The sequence below is a fragment of the Acidilutibacter cellobiosedens genome (assembly GCF_004103715.1).
In the GTDB taxonomy this organism is placed as follows: domain Bacteria; phylum Bacillota; class Clostridia; order Tissierellales; family Acidilutibacteraceae; genus Acidilutibacter; species Acidilutibacter cellobiosedens.
The window spans coordinates 3,087,813-3,108,185 of sequence record NZ_CP035282.1; the positions used below are offsets into that span (position 1 = coordinate 3,087,813).

Below are 20,373 nucleotides of genomic sequence, written 5' to 3' on the forward strand. Positions count from 1 at the left end.
TCCCATGGATTATAAAAAAATACGGATTCCGAAGAATCCGCAGATAATTTACATTATTCTATTTTTATAGTACTTAGTTCAAACCAAAATGTACTTCCTTGGCCCTCTTTACTTATTACTCCATATTCAAGATCGTGCATATCAAGAATCATTTTAACAATGGAAAGCCCCAAACCTGTGCCAATTGAAGCCCGTTTATGAGTCTTATCTACTTTATAGTATCTATCCCAAATAAGCGGCAGATTCTCTTCCGATATACCCTCTCCTGTATCTATAACCTCAATTCTCACATGGCCCTTCATTAATTTCTGACGGACTTCCACAAACTTATCTTTGCCAGTATAAGTAATAGCATTATTAATTAAATTATAAATAACCTGTACAATTTTTATTTCGTCTGCATTTACATAAACGTCGTCATCATAGATGAATTCGATCCTATACCCATCTTGCTCTGTAAGTTTTGTATACCTTTTTAATACTTCCCTTATAGTTTCAGTAATATTAAAATCTCTTTTATCCAATTCCTGAATACCGGATTGAAGTTTTGAAATATCCAACATATCATTTACAAGATCCGTAAGTCTTTTTGCTTCATCAATAATAATCTGAACATTTTCAGGCGTATTTTCTCCGGGGATATCGCGGATTACTTCTCCATATCCGGTAATCATGGTAAGAGGTGTTCTAAGATCATGAGAAACATTTGCAATCAATTCTCTTCTAAGGCTTTCAACCTTGGAAAGCTCTTTTGCAGCATAATTTAACGTACTATTTAATTCTGAAATTTCAAGATATCCTTTCCCTTCAAATTTGATATCATAATTCCCCTTTCCAAGTTCTTTGGCCGAGTCATTTATTTTAATAATCGGTTGTGATATTTTCCTTGAAATAAAAAATGCCAGAAAAACAGACAATATAATTAAAATTACAGTAATGTATATAAGTTGAACTCTTAATGTTTCCACAGTGGCATTTACAGGAGAAATAGTAGAATTTAGCATAACCATCAATGGAAGTCCATCATTTCTTTTTACAATAGTGCCATAGATTATGCTTTGAGTTATATTATTGGGAGGAGGATACCTCCCAATAATATTTCTGTTTATGTCTTCCCTATCCTTCGAAATATTCTGTGGTAAAAGTTCAAATGTTGTTCCGCCTTTATCCTGAGCTTGTTTAAAAAAATGATATATTTCACTGTATGGCATCTTACGAATTATACAATCAAACATTACATAAGAGGAATATAGACTTCTTCCTTCCTCGTCTATTACCCTTATACATATGTCATTTTCCTGGGATATACTCTTGATAATGGTTCCTATGTCCTCATCGTCTATGTTTTTCGAGATAATCTCAGCAGAATTCTCAATATTTTTTATTTTTATATGTTTATAGAAACTGTCTAAGAATACAATTTGGAACAGCCATAAGAGTATAATAATGAAAGAAATAAGTCCTGCTAAATAAGAAAATATTTTCCATTTAATGCTAAAACCATTAAAATTAAGTTTCAAATCGATACCCCACCCCTCTAAGCGTAACAATATATTTGCCATAACGTTCAAGGCTTTTACGGAGAAGTTTTATATGGGTATCTAAAGTTCTGTCATCTCCAAAAAAATCGTACCCCCATACATCGGTAATAATTTTCTTCCTCGTCAATGCAATTCCTCTATTTTTAACAAGATAAAAAAACAAATCATATTCCTTTGGAGACATATTAATCCTTTTATTATCTATATAAACAATTCTGCCTGTAAAATCTACGGTAAGCCCTTCAAAACTTATTATTTCCTTTTTTATTTCTTCATTGCTTGGACTGCTGCGCTTAATTATAGCATTTACCCTCATCATCAATTCTTTTGGAGAAAAAGGTTTTACCACATAATCATCTATACCCAATTCAAATCCATGTATTTTATCATATTCTTCTCCTCGAGCAGAAAGCATGATTACAGGAATTGTCTTATATTTTCGTATCTCCCTACAGGTAGAAAACCCGTCTAATTCAGGCATCATAATATCAAGGATAATAATATCAAAATCCTGATTTTTACAAATACTTATAGCTTCCATGCCATCCTTCGCTTCCACGACTTCATGACCTTCAAAAACCGCATATTTTTTTATTAATGCTCTTATCTTCTCTTCATCATCAACTACAAGAATTTTATACATATATCAATACCTCGCCTTCCATCAGGTTCATATTCTCATTATATAATATTTCCTGTATTTTATGTGATGGCTGAGTGAAGGTTTTTTGAATTATATCTAAATTTATCTCACCTATTCTTCCATATTTTAGTTACCAATACGGTTGTGTCATCTTTTATATAGTCTTTATATTTTCTTTTCGCCTCCTCTATAATTTCTTTAGATATGGTTTGAGGATTAATACTTTTAATATTCTTAATCACCTCCATCATCCATTCTTCCTTGTCAATTACTTCTTCATTTGAATCCAATACTCCATCCGACATCATTATGATAAAATCTCCGTCTTCAAGATATTCCTCGCAAACTTGAAAGTCTACGTCCTTCAGCATTCCTACAGGTAAAGACTGAGAATTTATCATTTTTACTCCATTTTTCTTTTTTATAAAAGTGGGAGCTGCTCCTGTTTTGATTGTCTGAAGTTTTCCGTTAAATAAATCAATAGCGGAAATATCCAAAGTAACAAATGTTTCTTCATTGCCTTTAAGAAACAACATGGAATTAATAGTGCTTAAAACCATTTCTTTATTAAATCCTGCTTCTAAACATTTTTCCAGCATAGATATAGCTGTATTGCTTTCTGAATTTGCTTTTTGCCCTGCCCCCATACCATCACTTAATGCTATATAATAGTTATCTTTACTTTCCATATAGGTAAAAGTATCTCCCGAGATATGGTTCCCCTCTTTATAAATTGTTGAAAAGCTGGTCATAGCACTTATCTTCTTTGCCTGAGTGAATTTATAAATTTGATTCTTTTTCTTCGATTCGCTCAAATTAAATTCTCCGCTTAATTCTATTTTCAATATATCTGAAAGAATTTCTTTGATGGAATTCTCCATATTTTCGTTTTCACAAGTATTTTTTACCTCGACAAAGATTTCTAATTTCCTTTTACTTGATTCCAACACATTTACATTGGAAACATTTATCTTATTATTTTTTAATTCGGTATATATTATTTCTTCCAAATCCCTATTAAAAACTATGGGAGCATTAATGTCTTCAACTAACTCCTTCATTATTTCTGAAATCTCCTTGAACTGTTCCGACACAAGCTTTCTGTTTTCTGATACTCTTTTCTTCCAAGTATAATTTATCTTATGAATATCATAATATTTATATATGTTTTCAATCATGTCTTCTACTTTCACACATCTTTTCCTAAAAAGCTCCGGTAAGTTCTCTTCCCTTATCTCTTCCTCCGTTTCAATCTTTTCTATAAGATTAAACATAGAATAATAAGTAGTATAAAAATCCTCTCCCCAGCAAAATTTATTTAGTGAACATTTATTACATACGGTATTGGCTATTCCATCAATAAGATCATACATATCTTCCGAATTCCCGTCTGTTTCTTTTTCCGCAGCATGGACAAAGACCTCTCCCATCTCGGAAAAAACGTTGGAGATTCTTTCAATTCTGTTTGAAACGATACCCTGTATCCTTTTCCCCATGTTTTCATCTTTTTTTAATTCTCTAGGGTTCTTTAAAAAATCGGAAAAAAACTTTTCTATTCTGGATGAGAAGATTAAAAATAAAATTGCCCCTATTCCTATTTCCTTTAAATTCAATAAACTTGAATTAAACCCGCTGATATAAAAGTTCATGATACTGTTTCCCATTAAAAACCCCAGTATTGCTCCAGTCTTTCCCAGGTCCTTAAATACTCCCGACATAAGGCCTGAAAGTCCAAATATAGATATTAAAAATGGCATATTTGTTTCTGGCAAATAAGATATCATTCCAACAGCTATTCCCATTGCTCCACCGAGAGAAGCGCCATAAATATATCCAAAAGATATTACAGTAAATATGCTTATTATATTTTTAACTGAGATACCTAAAACGCCTGCATTTTTTACCCCTGACAACGCTAAAGCAAGAGTAATGAATGTACATATAGTTTTCTCGTTTGTAATAATATCGAAATTGTTATTTTCTATTACGGTACTGAAGAAAAATATATAGGTCATCGTAAACACTACTATTCCTTCAAAAAAAACAATTAAAAAATCATATATATAGTAATGCCTGAATATTATTAAAAACAATATTCTTGTAAAAAGAAACACCAAAGAAGAAAGAAAAGACATCTTGATATAAGAAATTTTTCTTTTTCTTTTCAATATTTCATAAAAAAAATAAATTCCTATCATTGAAAAAATATAAACAAAACCTTTAATCCCATGAAAAGACAATAACCCTAATGATATAATCAATAAAAGACCTATGGAATTATTATTTAAAAGATAACTGGAAAAAAATGAAACACCAAAAGGAGTAAGTTCTCCAAGTATCACCCCTCTGGATAAAAAGAATCCTAATATACCAATAAAAACAGCCTCTTTATTAAATTGAAATTGATCTGCTATTCTTCTCCTCTTTGAAGAAATCATATCTATCATTGTTTTCATCCCTTTCACTTATTTTTGTATATACTTTATCAAGTATCAAGGGAAAAAGTTGTCAATACTGGTAATCTGAAAAATAAAATATTTAGACATAAATTCGGAGTAATTATTATATTTTTCCTTTATTTTTTTAATGTAAAGTTCTATTTCTTAACTTGCAGTATGTGTATATTATTAACTCTAAAGTTAACATACCAAATTTTTATATGTAATGTATAATATTGTTTATTAACCCAACTTTAACAGAAATAAAAAAAGGCCTCTACTAAAGAAGCCTTTCTTGAAGCCCATTTAAGGTCAAGTATAAAGTAAGAAAAATTAGGACTTTCCTATGGATTATAAAAAAGGCTTTCATTAAAGTATTAACACCTTAAGGAAACCCTTTTTGAAACTCATTTAATGGAAAATGCACATTAAGGAAATCATAATTTTCCTCTGAATTATAAAAAAACCGGATTAATCCGGTTTATGAATCTTATGAATCCACTGTGCTTTTGCTTTTCTTTTGACCAAGTCCCCTTCTATTTTCCCTTGACTTGAGTTGATCTTGCCTTTCATTACTTTCTTTTAAAAATTTTGAAAGCTTATCTTCGAAAGTTAAAAGTTTTTGTTTTTCATCAGTTTTTCCCCAATCTATTTCAACAGGCATATTAGTTTTAGGTTTGGCTTGTCTGATAGAAAGGCTTATTTTCCCTTCTTTAGAGATAGAAAGAACCTTCACCTTCACCTTTTGATCCTTTTTCAGATAATCGCTAACCTTTTGAACATAATGATCTGAGATTTCTGAAATATGAACTAACCCAGTCTTTCCCTCAGCCAATTGTATAAATGCTCCAAAATTTGTTATTCCGGTAATAGTGCCGTCAACTACCTCTCCTACAGTTACAGGCATATATAAAATACTCCTCCTTATAAAATTTTTTCTCTCTTAAGTATATATTAAAAATTTGTTTATGTCAATTTAATCCGTTTATTTTCTTCCTTTGAGAAAGGCATTATTACTCTTATTAAGGTCAACGTACATGATCTCCCTTGGCTTTACCATATTCAAATCTTCCCTTGCAGTTTTTTCTACAAATTCTAAGGTATTACTTTGATCAATTTCTTTATCTATTTCATTAATTTGTTTTTTAATTTCTTTTACTTCCTGCACCTTTTGAGCCTTTTCTTGGGATAAGTTTTTAAACATCTTTTGCTGACTAATAATAGCACTGCCAATATATAAAGCAAAGAATAAAATAAATAAATGCCTAATTTTAATTCTCTTGTTTTTCTTCATAAGATCACCACCTTAATATAGAATATTCTACACCAATTTTAAAAATCCTCTATTTCTTTTTTGATATTATATCTTTATATTTTCCAACATCTTTTATCATTCTGTTAAAAATATGTCTTATATTTTTTACTTTCTTTGTTCTTAGTTTCAATTTTCTTTTTAAAATTATAACGGGATAAAAAATTATTGAAAAAACTTTTTTAAATCCTTTTATTAAAGACCCAAAAATAAAAAATAGTATTTTAAATACAACTTTTTCAAGTATTTTTAAATACAACAATATTCCTATAAAGAATCCCAAAAATACATATCCTCTTAATTCTCCCCAATTACTTTTTAATAATATATTAAATATTACTAAGGCGGCTATAATCCAAAAGAATAAGTCTTCAATATAAGTTGCGAATTTCTTCGGTTTCAAAAAATATCTAATAACCTTATATAAATCATATATAAGTCCTATCATCAATCCGCCATAAACAGTACTCAAAAATATATACCCCTGTATTTTAAGAGAACTATCCATACTTACCACTCCAAAAATCATTTAAACATCTTCCCAAATAAGCTGTTTTTACCTATGTTATCCTTGTTAGAATAAGTAATACTATTAATTGTCCCTTCTATGTTTAAATTCCCCTTTTCTAAGTTTAAATTGCTTATATTCAGCTCATTTCCTTTTATAACTATTCCTCCTTTAATTGAATTCAATATAATGGTATTATCATTAAAGCTCTCCACTTGCTCTATCCCGGTAATAGTAAGATTACCTCTATTTTCAAGAATTATGTTTTGAGTTGTAAAAGTCGTTTTATTTTCACCCATAGGCCTATCCCCCTTATCATATTCTATTAAATATTATGAAAAAAAAAAGGCTTTTATTACAAAAGCCCTTTACAATACTTTAAATACTTCCTTAGAATTATCCCTGCTCACATTATTCTGTACACTTAATACTTCTATCTTCATGATACCCTGACCAAATTTAATTTCAACTATGTCTCCTACTTCAACTTCATCCCCCGGTTTTGCTATTTTTCCATTAATAATGACTCTTCCTTGATCACATGATTCCTTAGCTACAGTCCTTCTTTTTATTATTCTTGAATTTTTTAAAAACTTATCGATTCTCATGAAATCCCCTCCATAAAAAAATCAGGTCAAAGACCTGATTTTTCTTACTTATTCACTATTTCTTTTAATGCCTTGCCAGCTTTAAACACTGGAGCTTTTGAGGCTGGAATTTGAATAACTTCTTCAGGATTCCTTGGATTCCTTCCTTCTCTGGCTTTTCTTTCTCTTACTTCAAAAGTTCCAAAACCAACTAATTGAACCTTATCTCCTTTTGCCAGAGCTTCCTCCACTACCTTCATAAATGCATTTAAAGCATTCTCTGTGTCCTTCTTTGTCAAATTACTTTTTTCAGCTATGCTGGAAACTAATTCAGCTTTGTTCATAAATTTATTCCTCCTTACTAATTGTTTAAATCAGTTTATATCTTTATTTCTATGCTAATCTTGAAAATCCTTCTTTTAAACACTAATTTTTATCAAATCGTTTATTTTTATGTATCTTTGATAGATTCCATAGTTCATCCATTTCTTCTAAAGTCATTTCTTTTAAATCCTTGTTTCTTTGGTTACTTAAATTTTCCATTTCCTCAAACCTGTTAATAAACTTATTTATACTTTTGTTAAGAATTACTTCCGGATTGATATTAAAAAATCTACAAACGTTTACTACCGAAAATAATAAATCTCCCAGTTCTTCTTCTAATCTATCCATATCACCACCTTTAAAATTATTTAAGATTTCAAGTACTTCTAAATATTCCTCCTTAATCTTTGAAACAGCTCCATCTACATTATTCCAATCAAAACCTACTTCCTTAGCCCTTTCTTGCACCTTATAACTTCTCATAAGGGAAGGAAGGGGAGGAATACTTTTTAGTCTCTCTGTGTAACTTACAATATTTTGAGCTTTAAATTTTATATCATTCCAATTATATACTACTTCCTCAGAATTTTCTACTTTTTTTTCTTCAAAAACGTGAGGATGTCTATCTATAAGTTTATTACATATTTTTGTGGTAACATCCCATATATTAAAATTTCCATCTTCACTTCCTATCTGACTGTGAAAAATGACCTGAAGAATCAAATCCCCCAACTCTTCAACTAAATTATCAATATCTCCCTGATCTATTGCATCTACTACCTCATAAGCCTCTTCAATAGCACATTCTCTTATCGATAAATGGGTCTGCTCTCTATCCCAGGGACAGCCGTCTTCTCCTCTTAACCTTTCTACCAAACTAAGGAGATCATTAAAATCATATAATTTTTTATTTATTTTATCCACCTTAGGAATATATATACTTGTAAGATAGCTTATTTCCTTTATTCTGTCAAGCCCATAAATAGGTATTTTAAATATTTTTTCTTTTCCCTCAATTCCTGCAGCATTTATTACATATATTTCAAATTCATCGCCATATATTTCTGATAAAATAATCTTTACTTCCGATGCTATTCTGCTATTGTATACTTGTGTTATAATCATATCCGTATTTATATCGACATAATAAGGCTTTAAGTTTATACCGTTTATTAATTTTAATCCATCTATAGGGTCACGATTTACTGCAATAAGTATAGGATCGATGAAACTCATTCCTGGGATTATTTCCAACTCCACTCTTTTTTGTTTCTCCATCTCCAAAAGAATCTCGACACTTTTTTCCGCCACAATAGGATTCCCTGGAACAAAATAATTTATTATATTAAATTCCTTAGATTTTTCTATTAGATCCTTAGCTATGAATTCATAAATATCTTCAAATTTATCCTTTTTTTCATATACGTAATCATAAGTCTCATAGGAAATATTTTTCCCCTTAATATAGTCTATAATAGGATGTTTCTCAGTCCTTAAATAATTTTTGTCTCCACTGTTAAGCCTTTCAACAACTTTTAAAGTTAAGCTTCCTACATCTCCAGGTCCTAACCCTAATACATATATCTTCCCCATATTATCTTCTCCTTATTTTATCATAATATTATTATTTAAGTAACTTTAATTTATAAAGGATTCCTGCAATTTTGTCTCCTTTGGGAAGAATTTTAAAATCCTCATTGGTAATGGCTCCTGTAATTATTAAAAGTATAAAATAAACAATCACTCCTATAAATATTCCTATTAAAGTAGAAATTTTACCTCCTAATATTCCCTCAAAAAGTCTATATCCTAAGAAAGCCGCTACTGCCATTCCTAAGGAAGACAAAAAAGGTTTAATAAATACTTCTTTCATATTAAATTTAACCTTCGAATATCTTTTTACTGCAGATAAATCCAACATTCCGGCAATAAAATAAGCTACTACTGTACTAATGGCAGCACCCTTCACATTTATCCAAGAAATTCCCGTTAATATATAAGTGAGAAAAGTTTTAACAACAGCACCTAAAAAAAGATTTTTTACGGGAACAAAGGGCCTTCCCATACCTTGAAGCATTGCCGTTAAGGACTGTACCATGGTTAAAAATATTACTCCAAATGAAAGAAGTTGAAGTATCTCTCCGGTATTATTCAATGATTCAATATCATTCTTAAAATATAAAAGTTTAATAATCGGTTTCCCAAGGACAAATAAGCCAAAAGCACAGGGAAGTCCTATAAGCAAAGTAATTCTTAATCCCGAGGATGTAATACTTTTAACTTCGCTGTAGTTTCTCTTTGTATAAGCTTCCGATATAGATGGCACAAGGCTTATAGCTAAAGCCATAGAAAACACTTGAGGTAAATTAATCAATGTTTGAGCAAGACCTTTAAGTTGTCCGTAAAGATTATTTGATTCAAATTCAGAAAATCCTATACTTTGAAGACGTCTTAAAACTATTGCCGCATCTATAGTATCCATTATTGGGGCAATGGAAGCCCCTATTGTTATAGGTATGGCTATAATAAGTAAATTTTTTATGATTCTGCTTACCGATTCTTCCTTAGCATTTAAAGAACTTCTTATCTCCTTATTCATCTTTTTTCTATTTAGAAAATAAATCCATACTATGGAAAGGGTTCCCGCTATAGCTCCTATAGAGCCACCAAAAGAGGCTCCTCCTGCTGCTATAGGTATCCCTTTATCCAAGAGGTAATATGTAAGAAAAAGTCCGACAATTACCCTAAAAAGCTGCTCTGATATTTGAGATAAAGCTGTGGGTTTCATGTTTTGAGTCCCTTGAAAATATCCCCTGAAGGCAGACATTATAGGAACAAAAAAAAGTGCCGGCACAAGAGCGATTAATGCGTAATATGCATTTTTATTTCCAAGATGCTCTACTATTGACTCCGCATTTAACAAAACAAGCATGCTTGAAAGTATTCCGCATATAAATAATCCTAACAAAGCAATTTTAAATATTTTATATGCTCCCTTAAAATCTCTTAAAGCTCTTTTTTCAGATACTAATTTCGCAATCGCTACAGGAAATCCTGATGTAGAAACAGTAAGTATCAAAACATACAGGGGATAAGCTGTTTGATAGTAACCCATACCTTCTGTCTTAATTATATTACTTATAGGAAGTCTATAAACAGCACCTAAGAGTTTAACAATCATTCCGGCAACTCCTAAAATCGCTGCTCCTTTTAAAAATTTTTCTTTACTCATATTCATTAATCCTCCTGCTAAATGCTTATTTAAACGTTTTAATAAATTCTATTATATCAGAAATATACTTTATATCAAACAAATTTATGACAAATTAATATAGCCTGCATTTTATAAGCAGGCTATATTAATTCTCCATTTGTTTGGAAAGAAACCCAGCAGCGGTTTCTGCCAATTTTATTTCTACTTCTCCCATATTAGCATTCGGTTCTTTAGAAAAGAAAATTACAGTACCTATAGGATCTCCCTGCATAACAATGGGAGCTATTACTTGAGCAGTATATCTATCTGCATTTTCATCTTCATAGAAAAGTTTAACAGGTCTATTGCCTTCATCTGTCGTATAAGTTTTTCTTCCTTCCATTATTTTCTCGAGATCAGGACTTACTCTTTTATCCAAGAATTCCTTTTTTGAACCTCCGGAAATTGCTATTATAGTATCTCTGTCTGTAATCACACATACATTATTATTAACTTCATACAAAGATTCACAATATTCTGTAGCAAATTCATTCAACTCTCCAATAGGAGAATATTTTTTAAGTATTACCTCTCCTTCTCTATCAGTAAATATCTCTAAGGGATCTCCTTCTCTTATTCTTAGAGTTCTTCTGATTTCTTTAGGAATAACAACCCTACCCAGATCGTCGATTCTTCTTACTATTCCAGTAGCTTTCATTTTTTCCCTCCTTTGAAGTATAATATAAACTTATGTATGCTTATTATTTTACTATCAGAGGTATTTTATACATGTATAGTAAAGTTAAGTTAAAGTATTACTTTAAATTGGATAAAAAATGGTTATATATAGTAAATGTAACTTCACTTAAATAGGTTCAAAAAAGGCTTCCCAGCGTATTAATTCTCTGACGGAAGCCTTTTTTGCTCTCTTATGAAATTATTTCTTTTCTTCATTATTATTAGTCTTAGTACTCGTAGCGGTATCTAAATATATTTTTACATCCGCTTCATCTCTTAGTTTAGTCAAGTATTCATTATATTTCTTCTCTTTTAAGCTGGCAATGACGTCTTCTTTTAATTTATCATATTGATCAACTTTATCATCAACTTTTATAATATGAAATCCATAATCCGTTTTGACAATTCCGCTTACTTCCCCGACTTTAAGAGCAAATGCTGCATTATCAAATTCTTCAACCATCTGACCTTTTGTAAAGTAACCTAAATCTCCGCCCTTAGCAGCTGATACTTTATCGATGGACAATTCATAAGCTAAATCATTAAATTTTTCTCCCTTTTTCAATCTTTCCTCAACTTTTTTAGCTTCATCTTCGGTTTTGAGTAATATATGACTTGCTCTTATCTTTATAAAAGAATCCTTATTTTCTTCAAAGTATTTCTTTGCATCTTCATTACTAATTTTAAGATTATTTATATAATCATCTTTATATTTTTGAATAAGAAGTTCTTTTTTTATATTGTCCTTAAAATACTCTTCAGTCATATCATTATCCTTTAAGAATTGAGTATATTTTTCCTCTCCTCCCAGTTCTTCCTTATAGCTATTAATCTGATCTGTTATGTCCTTCTCAGAAACAGCTATTTTCTTTTCATTTGCCCTTCCGACTATTAGCTTTTCTGAAATTAATAAGTCTAAAGTTTTCTCTTTTAATACTTCTTCAAAAGTCTTGTCTCCACTCACTACTGTAGACATAATATCTGAACCGTATTGTGATTCATAGGCTTTTTTATACATATTAAAATTTTTGTTAAACTCTTCTTTAGAAATATTATCTCCATCTACTGTTGCAACGGAATTTTTATTTAGCTTCTCACAACCTGCAAAGCTTGCCAAAATCATAATCACTGCCAAAAAAATTATCAATATTCTTCTTTTCATATTTACCAATGAAAACATCCTTTCTTATTAGAGTGGCTAACATTATTATATATCATTTACCTTAAATATAAAACAACTAATTTTTTCAATAAGTTCTTTAAGTTCTTTAATAACATCTTTTTTTATCCTAAATTTAAATATAGGTTTATCAGACAGATCAAATGAAATCTTCATTCCATATTCTACTGAAAGATAGTGTATGAGTTCCGGAGTTATATACTTAATTGAATCAAATTCCAAACTAATAATATCATTCTTTTGAAAAATAACGGATACCAAACATTTGCTGGCAATATTCTTTATATAAGAAATATCTATTAAATTTTTTACCTCTTGGGGAATATCTCCAAACCTGTCTATCAATTCATCAACCAAGTCATTATAATCCTCATTGGAAACAGTCCTTGCAATCTTTTTATAGATTTCTATTTTCTGTTCTTCATCCGGAATATACTCTTTTGAAATATATCCGTTTATATTTAATTCAATAGTGGTTTCGACAGCATCTTCTACTTTTTCTCCTTTTAATTTTTTAATAGCTCCATTTAAAAACTTCACATACAAATCATATCCTATGGCTTCAATATGTCCATGTTGTTCTACCCCTAAAAGATTTCCCGCTCCTCTTATTTCCAAATCTCTCATTGCAATTTTAAAACCAGAACCAAATTCAGTGAATTCCTTTATGGCCCTCAGTCTTTTCTCCGCCACTTCGCTTAAAACCTTGTCTTTTTCATAGGTAAAGTAAGCAAAAGCAACTCTATTTGTTCTTCCAACTCTGCCTCTTAACTGATAAAGTTGAGAAAGTCCCATTTTGTCAGAGTCTTGAACAATTATAGTATTTACATTAGGGATATCAAGACCTGTTTCAATAATAGTAGTACACAAAAGTACATCATATTCTCCATCAATAAAACTTAGCATTACCTTCTCCAGTTCTCTTTCTGACATTTGACCATGTCCTACTATTATTCTTGCTTCTGGAACAAGTTCCTTAAGCTTTTTGGCCACCTTATGGATTGTTTCAACCCTGTTATAAACGTAATAAACCTGTCCATTTCTATTTATTTCCTTTATGATAGCATCTCTTATAATTTGTTCATTAAATTCCACCACATAAGTTTGAACAGGATATCTTTCTTCCGGAGGTTCATCCAAAACACTCATATCTCTTATTCCTATTAATGACATATGAAGAGTCCTTGGAATGGGCGTAGCGGTAAGAGTCAAAACATCCGCATTTTCTTTCAATCTCTTAAGTTTTTCCTTATGTTTGACTCCAAATCTTTGTTCCTCATCTATAATTATAAGCCCTAAATCATAGAATTTTACATCCTGTGAAAGAAGCCTGTGGGTACCTATTACCATATCTACAATTCCCTTTTTTAAATCAACAATTACCTTATGCTGTGCCCCAAGAGTTTTAAACCTGCTGAGCATTTCTACCCTAATAGGAAAACCAGCGAATCTTTCCTGAATAGTATTATAATGTTGCTGAGCCAATATAGTTGTTGGAACAAGAAAAGCCACCTGTTTTCCGTCCATAATTGCCTTAAACGCTGCCCTTATGGCTACCTCTGTTTTCCCATATCCTACATCTCCGCATAAAAGTCTATCCATAGGTTTGGGCTTTTCCATATCCTTTTTTATTTCATTTATGCTTCTTAGCTGAGCTTCTGTTTCTTCATAAGGAAACATCTCTTCGAACTGGCCTTGCCAAACATTATCCTTACTAAATTCAAACCCTTTTGATGTCTCTCTCTTTGCGTATAATTCAAGAAGATCTTTAGCCATGTCCTCTATTGATTTCTTTGCTTTATTCTTTGTTTTCGTCCAATCTGAATTGCTGAGCCTACTAATTTTGGGTTTTGCTTCATCGGAACCAATATATTTTTGAATTAAATTCATCTGATCAACAGGTACATAAAGCTTGTCATTACCTGCATATTTAATGGTAAAATAATCCTTCTTTATTCCCTGAACATTAAGTTGTTCGATGCCTATATATTGACCTATTCCATGATTTTCATGAACTACATAATCTCCAACATTAAGGTTTAAAAATGATACAATTTCCTGTTTATCTTTTTTTACAATTTTTCTGCTTTTTTTCTTTTTAACTTTAAAAATTTCATTATCGCTAATAAATACTTGTTTAATAAATGGATATTCAAATCCTCCGTTTACAGTACCTGCCAATATAAAAACCTGTCCGGATTTAATATCTCTGTTTTTATCTTTAACAAAGGAACACTCCAATCCCTTTTCACGAAGAATTTTTTCTAATTTTATACCTCTTTCCTCAGTTCCTGAAAATATTATAACCTTATATCCCCTGTATTTATAATGATTTAATTCTTCTATCAAAAAATTCATATTATTATGAAATGACTGCATTCCTTTTGTAGTAAAATTAATAGATACTTTAGGATTAAACTTTGAATCATCATTTAACAATGACATAGTGATAATGGTTATTTTCTCTTCGACTTTCTTAATTATTTCATCATACCTATATAGTATTTTTTCATGGTTTGGAAGTAATTCTCCACTCTCATATATGTTTGAGAATTTAAACACAAATTGTTCCTTCAACTCATTTGCTTTTTCTTCAATTCTCTGAAATTCATGAAGAACTATTAAACTATCTTGAGAAAAATAGTCAACTAAACTTGATACATATTCTCCCGGAATATATGGAATTATTAAATCTGAATTGGCAATAGACAAGTTTCCTTCAACAGCATCAATATATTTTAAAAATTTTTTATTAAGCTTTTCCGATTTATCTTTTATCCTTTTGTTTTTACTTACCTTAGATAAATCTCTTTCTATTCCTTCTATAATTTTACTTTTATATTCGTCAAGAATAAGTATTTCCTTTGCAGGAGGTATAAAAGCAGAGTCTAATTTGTTCATAGACCTTTGATCGGAAATATTAAAATTTCTTATAGAATCGATCTCATCATCAAATAATTCTATCCTTATTGGAAATTGTTCTCCTGGAGAAAAGAAATCTATTATTCCTCCTCTAACGCTGAATTGACCTTTTCCCTCTACCATATTTACTCGTTCATAACCTTTAATAGTTAAATCTTCCACAAATTTTTTTAAATTTAGCTTCTCATCATATCTTATTTTAGTAGAAAGTTTTTTAAATATTTCCGCATTCATGACTTTTGAAAGAATCGCTTCTATACAAGTCACAACTACTATCTTCTCACCCTTTATTAACCTTGTCATAACTTTTAATCTTTCATGAACAGTTTCAAGGCTCAAGGCATCTACATCATAGAAAAATATTTCTTTTGACGGAAAAATTTCCACATGACTATTTGCAAAATTTTTTAAATCTTCAAATATACTTTTCGCCTTTAACTCGTCTTTAGTAACAATTAATATTTGTTTTTTGCTATGTTTGTTTATTCCATAAAAAAAATGCCCCAGGTTATCATCATTTAACCCATGTATAGAAATGGGACTACTTCCCATTTTTATTTCTTCCAAAAGCTTTTTGTAAGACGGCATGTTTTTTAATGAATCTATGAACATGTCTCCACTCATCAAATCAACTCCTTGCAAAAGTCCTAAGCCCAGGTTTAATCCTGAGCTTTTATATCTTTTTTCATATTAATTTCATTCATTGCTTTATTCACATCATATTTAACAATCAACTCTGCTGCTCGTGCAGCCTTTTTTATAGCTTCTTCAATAATTGTCCTGTCTTCTTGTGAAAACCTGCTTAATACAAAGTCTGCCAAATCCATGTCTTCCTTAGCTTTCCCTATCCCTACTTTTATTCTTGGAAAATCATCTCTTTGAAGCTGGTAAACTATGGACTTCAGCCCATTATGAGTTCCTCCGCTTCCTTTTGCCCTAACTCTTACTGCTCCAAAATCTATATCCACATCGTCTACTATTACTATTATATTTTCTATAGGCATCTTGTAGAAGTTGTACAAATCCAATACTGCCATGCCACTATTATTCATATATGTTTGAGGTTTAACCAATAAAATTTTTTTATCATCAATATTTCCTTCACCATATATGGATTTAAATTTTCCTTTATTTAATTTTATATTATATTTAGATGATATAAGTTCTACAGTATCAAATCCTATATTATGTCTTGTATTCATATATTCTCTTCCGGGATTGCCGAGACCTATTATCGCATACAAATAGACCAGCTCCTAACTACTTAAAAAGCTCACTTACAGATTCATTTGTATATATCCGTCTTATCGCCTTCGCAAATAAGGACGCAACCGACACTACCTCAATTTTATCTATTTTTTTCTCAGGCGTAAGAGGTACGGTATCTGTAATGACAAATTTTTCTATTTCAGATTCAGCAATTCTTTCTACGGCAGGACCGGAAAGAATAGGATGAGTGCCACAGGCATATATCTTCAAAGCCCCAAAATTTTTAAGTACTTTAGCTGCTTTTGAAATAGTACCTGCTGTATCTATTATATCATCTATTATTATTACGTCTTTTCCTTCAATATCTCCTATAACGTTCATTACTTCTGACACATTAGCTTTAGGTCTCCTCTTTTCTATTATAGCTATAGGCAGATCCAAAAGATTGGCGAAGTTTCTTGCTCTCGTAACTCCTCCCAAATCTGGAGAAACAACGACAGTTTCTCTTGTCACTATATTTTTAAAATAATCGGCAAGTATCGGTACCCCAACAAGATGATCTACGGGAATATCAAAATATCCTTGAATTTGCCCGGCATGAAGATCCATAGTCAATATTCGATCTGCTCCGGCCTTTGTTAAAATATCCGCGATTAATTTTGCTGTTATTGGCTCTCTTGCTTTAGTCTTTCTATCCTGTCTTGCATATCCGTAATAAGGTATAACCGCATTTATTCTTCCTGCAGAAGCCCTTTTGAAACCATCGAGCAAAATCAAAGCTTCCATCAAATTATCATTTACGGGAGGACAAGTAGGTTGTATTAAAAATACGTCATAGCCTCTTACTGTTTCGTTAATGCTAACCGAAATCTCACCATCGCTAAATCTTCCCACTTCACAATCAGACAACGGAACCTCCAATTCCGCACAAATCTTTTCCGCCAGTTCTTTGTTTGCATTTCCGGAAAAAATCTTCATTTCCTTTCCACTTAAGTTCATTTTAATTTTCCCCCCAATTATTTATTATCTTTTACAAATCCTTTTTTAATAACCCAATCCTTTTTATTAACCTGTCTTGCTCTTGCTATAGATAAATCATACTCATTCACAGCATCGGTAATAGTTGACCCTGCCGCAATATATCCCCACTTCTCGACTTTAACAGGAGCTACTAAATTAGAATTACTTCCTATAAAAGCATTGTCCCCTACTAAAGTTCTCTGCTTTATTTTCCCGTTATAATTCACAAATACTACTCCACATCCCACATTTACTTTTTTGCCCACTGTTGCATCGCCTATATATGATAAATGGCTGGCTTTAGAATAATCTCCTATTGTGGAATTCTTCACTTCCACAAAATCTCCTATCTTCACATTTTTGCCTATATGACTATTAGGTCTTAAGTAAGCATAGGGCCCAATTGTAGAATTATTACCAACAGTACTTTCTATAATAGTAGAACTTTGAATTTCAACTTCGTCTTCTATCTTGCTGTCCACTATTCTGGAATCATGACCAATTATACAATTTTCACCGATTTCGGTATTCCCTTCAAGAAATGTTCCCGGATAAATCATTGTATCTTCTCCAATTTTAACCCCACTTTCTATGTAAGTATTGCCTGGATTTATTATTATTACTCCCTGCTCCATTAATTTTTCATTTACTCTTTTTCTCATTATCATATCTGCCTGTGCCAATTGCACCTTAGAATTAACTCCAAATATCTCCGTATTATCCTGAGCTCTATAAACTCCCACTCTCAAATTTTCTCTTTTAAGGATCTCTATTACATCAGTAATATAGTATTCACCTTGAGCATTATCTCTATGGATTTTATCTAAACTCTCCCTTAAGGCCTTTCCATTGAAACAATACATTCCCGAATTTATTTCTTTAATTTTTTTCTCTTCTTCATCTGCATCTTTTTCCTCTACTATCTTTAACAGCTCACCTTTTTCATCATATAATATTCTTCCATATCCTGTAGGATTTTCGAAAAATGCCGTAAGAACCGTTCCTTGATTTTCTTTTTCAATATGATATTTAACCAAATCCTTTAAGGTGTCCCCTTTGATTAGAGGAGTATCTCCGTATAATATGACAACATAATCATCATCTTTTATATAGTCCTTTCCTTGCATCACTGCAAACCCTGTCCCATATGGTACGTTTTCCCCCACAGGTTGCTCTTTAAATATTACCGTCTCATCTTTAACACTTTCTACTAAGTCCTTGCTTCCATTACTTATAATTATAACATTTTTATTAATTCCTGCAGCCTCCGAAGCCTTAATTACATATGATAATAAGGGCTTCCCGCACATTTTGTGAAGTACCTTTGGTATCTTAGATTTCATCCTTTTTCCTTCGCCTGCCGCAAGTATTATTGAGATTATCATTATACACACCTCTACCTTTCGTATTTTCCCACTCAATAATATTTTATACAATTTCAATTATAAGTCCATACTTATTTTTTATTTCTTTGCTATTGTAAATTTTGGAAAAGTAAAAAGGACCACTTTTGGTCCTTTAACTACTCCTCTGATATACTTTTCTCATACTCTTCAAATATAGCTTCTTGAATCTTTGCTCTGGTTTCCGGATTAATCGGATGTGCTATATCTCTGAACTCCCCATCGGCCATTTTTCTGCTGGGCATCGCAATAAATAATCCATTTTGTCCTTCGATTATTTTTATATCATGAACAACAAATTCATTATCAAATGTAACGGAAACTATGGCCTTCATCTTACCTTCATCAGCAACTTTTCTAACCCTTACGTCAGTTACCTTCAATACCTTTCACCACCTTCCCGGAGATGCAATGTTTATTAAATATTTTTTATATTCTCTAAATTTTGCAAAAATCCTTCTTCTTTTTTAAATAATATTAATTTTTCTTAATATGATTTAAATATTCAAAATTGGAAATTAAATCAATCTTCCTGTTCTCCTCATCTACATCCTTCAAAATCATCAATGAAGTATAATTATTTACAAGTTTCTTTTCAGGACTCATGGTCGAAATCAGAACTCCAGTACCCGCTACTTCTACATTAAATTCCTCCATCATCTCATATATTCCCCTAACCGTACCTCCCCCTTTCATAAAATCATCAATGATTAAAACTTTTGACATTTCCCTTAAAGCTTTTCTGGAAAGAGACATTGTCTGGATTATTTTGGTAGAACCGGATATATAATTTATGTTAACTGTGGAACCTTCAGTCACTTTAATATTTTTTCTGATTATAACCAATGGAACATTCAGTATCTCGGCCGTCATCAATGCTATAGGTATACCTTTAGTTTCTATAGTCACCACATAATCAATTCCCTTATCCATAAATTCATTGGCAAATATAATCCCCAGCTCTTTCACAATATGAGGTGAATACAAAATATCCAGCATATATATAAATCCACCGGAAATAATTCTGTTAGGTTCGGACAAATCCTTACATAACTGTTCCAAAAAATACTTGGTCTTCTCCTTCTGAACTTTCGGTGCAAATTTGACTCCTCCACCTGAACCGGTAATAGTTTCGATTGTTCCTATCTCAATCTTCTCTACCAATTCTTTTATTATTGATATGTCTCCGCTGATACTTGATTTTTTTACATCAAATAGTTCACAAAAATATCTATAAGAAAATACATAATTAGGTTTAGTAGTCAATATGTACATTATTCCTGCAACTCTTTCGTTTCTCTTTAATTTTTTCATATAATCACCTTAATTTTAAACTTTTGTATTTAATTAATTTT

19 protein-coding genes are annotated in these 20,373 nt (G+C 31.1%); all 19 read right to left on the minus strand.

Annotated elements, in window-relative coordinates; translation table 11 throughout:
• Positions 1-53: 53 nt before the first annotated feature.
• Complete coding sequence (locus tag EQM13_RS14880; protein WP_071141103.1) at positions 54-1,520, minus strand: sensor histidine kinase; 1,467 nt, start codon at positions 1,518-1,520, stop codon at positions 54-56.
• Complete coding sequence (locus tag EQM13_RS14885; protein WP_128753094.1) at positions 1,510-2,184, minus strand: response regulator transcription factor; 675 nt, start codon at positions 2,182-2,184, stop codon at positions 1,510-1,512. The genes EQM13_RS14880 and EQM13_RS14885 overlap by 11 nt, the downstream gene beginning before the upstream one ends.
• Positions 2,185-2,291: 107 nt before the next feature.
• On the minus strand, positions 2,292-4,631 hold the full coding sequence (gene spoIIE / locus EQM13_RS14890) for a stage II sporulation protein E (protein ID WP_161567269.1): 2,340 nt from the start codon (positions 4,629-4,631) through the stop codon (positions 2,292-2,294).
• Between the two features lie 481 nt (positions 4,632-5,112).
• Positions 5,113-5,529 (minus strand): S1 RNA-binding domain-containing protein, encoded by a 417-nt coding sequence (locus EQM13_RS14895; protein ID WP_071141106.1) that lies wholly within the window; start codon positions 5,527-5,529, stop codon positions 5,113-5,115.
• Positions 5,530-5,607: 78 nt separating this feature from the next.
• A complete protein-coding gene (locus tag EQM13_RS14900; protein WP_071141107.1) occupies positions 5,608-5,916 on the minus strand; it encodes an FtsB family cell division protein in 309 nt (102 codons plus the stop codon).
• A gap of 49 nt (positions 5,917-5,965) precedes the next feature.
• Entirely contained in the window at positions 5,966-6,463 is a 498-nt protein-coding gene (gene yabQ, locus EQM13_RS14905) for a spore cortex biosynthesis protein YabQ (RefSeq protein WP_083381979.1), read from the minus strand.
• Positions 6,460-6,741, minus strand: coding sequence for a sporulation protein YabP (gene yabP, locus EQM13_RS14910; protein ID WP_071141108.1), 282 nt, complete (start codon positions 6,739-6,741; stop codon positions 6,460-6,462). The genes yabQ and yabP overlap by 4 nt, the downstream gene beginning before the upstream one ends.
• Positions 6,742-6,810: 69 nt before the next feature.
• Positions 6,811-7,050: an RNA-binding S4 domain-containing protein gene (locus EQM13_RS14915; protein ID WP_071141109.1), complete on the minus strand. Its 240-nt coding sequence runs from the start codon at positions 7,048-7,050 to the stop codon at positions 6,811-6,813.
• Between the two features lie 44 nt (positions 7,051-7,094).
• Positions 7,095-7,373, minus strand: coding sequence for an HU family DNA-binding protein (locus EQM13_RS14920; protein WP_071141110.1), 279 nt, complete (start codon positions 7,371-7,373; stop codon positions 7,095-7,097).
• Between the two features lie 82 nt (positions 7,374-7,455).
• Positions 7,456-8,946, minus strand: a complete 1,491-nt coding sequence (locus tag EQM13_RS14925; RefSeq protein ID WP_128753096.1) for a bifunctional methyltransferase/pyrophosphohydrolase YabN — start codon at positions 8,944-8,946, stop codon at positions 7,456-7,458.
• A 31-nt stretch (positions 8,947-8,977) separates the two neighbouring features.
• The gene (locus EQM13_RS14930) at positions 8,978-10,585 is read right to left on the minus strand and encodes a putative polysaccharide biosynthesis protein (protein ID WP_071141112.1); all 1,608 of its coding nucleotides are present in this window, start codon (positions 10,583-10,585) and stop codon (positions 8,978-8,980) included.
• 127 nt (positions 10,586-10,712) lie between these two features.
• Positions 10,713-11,264, minus strand: coding sequence for a stage V sporulation protein T (gene spoVT / locus EQM13_RS14935; RefSeq protein ID WP_071141113.1), 552 nt, complete (start codon positions 11,262-11,264; stop codon positions 10,713-10,715).
• A gap of 219 nt (positions 11,265-11,483) precedes the next feature.
• Positions 11,484-12,464 (minus strand): peptidylprolyl isomerase, encoded by a 981-nt coding sequence (locus EQM13_RS14940; RefSeq protein WP_083381980.1) that lies wholly within the window; start codon positions 12,462-12,464, stop codon positions 11,484-11,486.
• A 27-nt stretch (positions 12,465-12,491) separates the two neighbouring features.
• On the minus strand, positions 12,492-16,010 hold the full coding sequence (gene mfd, locus EQM13_RS14945) for a transcription-repair coupling factor (protein WP_200796170.1): 3,519 nt from the start codon (positions 16,008-16,010) through the stop codon (positions 12,492-12,494).
• Positions 16,011-16,045: 35 nt separating this feature from the next.
• Positions 16,046-16,630, minus strand: coding sequence for an aminoacyl-tRNA hydrolase (pth, locus tag EQM13_RS14950; RefSeq protein WP_083381981.1), 585 nt, complete (start codon positions 16,628-16,630; stop codon positions 16,046-16,048).
• Between the two features lie 16 nt (positions 16,631-16,646).
• A complete protein-coding gene (locus EQM13_RS14955) occupies positions 16,647-17,594 on the minus strand; it encodes a ribose-phosphate diphosphokinase (RefSeq protein ID WP_071141115.1) in 948 nt (315 codons plus the stop codon).
• Positions 17,595-17,611: 17 nt separating this feature from the next.
• Positions 17,612-19,000 (minus strand): bifunctional UDP-N-acetylglucosamine diphosphorylase/glucosamine-1-phosphate N-acetyltransferase GlmU, encoded by a 1,389-nt coding sequence (gene glmU / locus EQM13_RS14960; RefSeq protein WP_128753097.1) that lies wholly within the window; start codon positions 18,998-19,000, stop codon positions 17,612-17,614.
• A gap of 137 nt (positions 19,001-19,137) precedes the next feature.
• Positions 19,138-19,401 (minus strand): septation regulator SpoVG, encoded by a 264-nt coding sequence (gene spoVG, locus EQM13_RS14965; RefSeq protein WP_071141117.1) that lies wholly within the window; start codon positions 19,399-19,401, stop codon positions 19,138-19,140.
• A gap of 94 nt (positions 19,402-19,495) precedes the next feature.
• Positions 19,496-20,332, minus strand: coding sequence for a pur operon repressor (purR, locus tag EQM13_RS14970; protein WP_071141118.1), 837 nt, complete (start codon positions 20,330-20,332; stop codon positions 19,496-19,498).
• Positions 20,333-20,373: the final 41 nt, after the last annotated feature.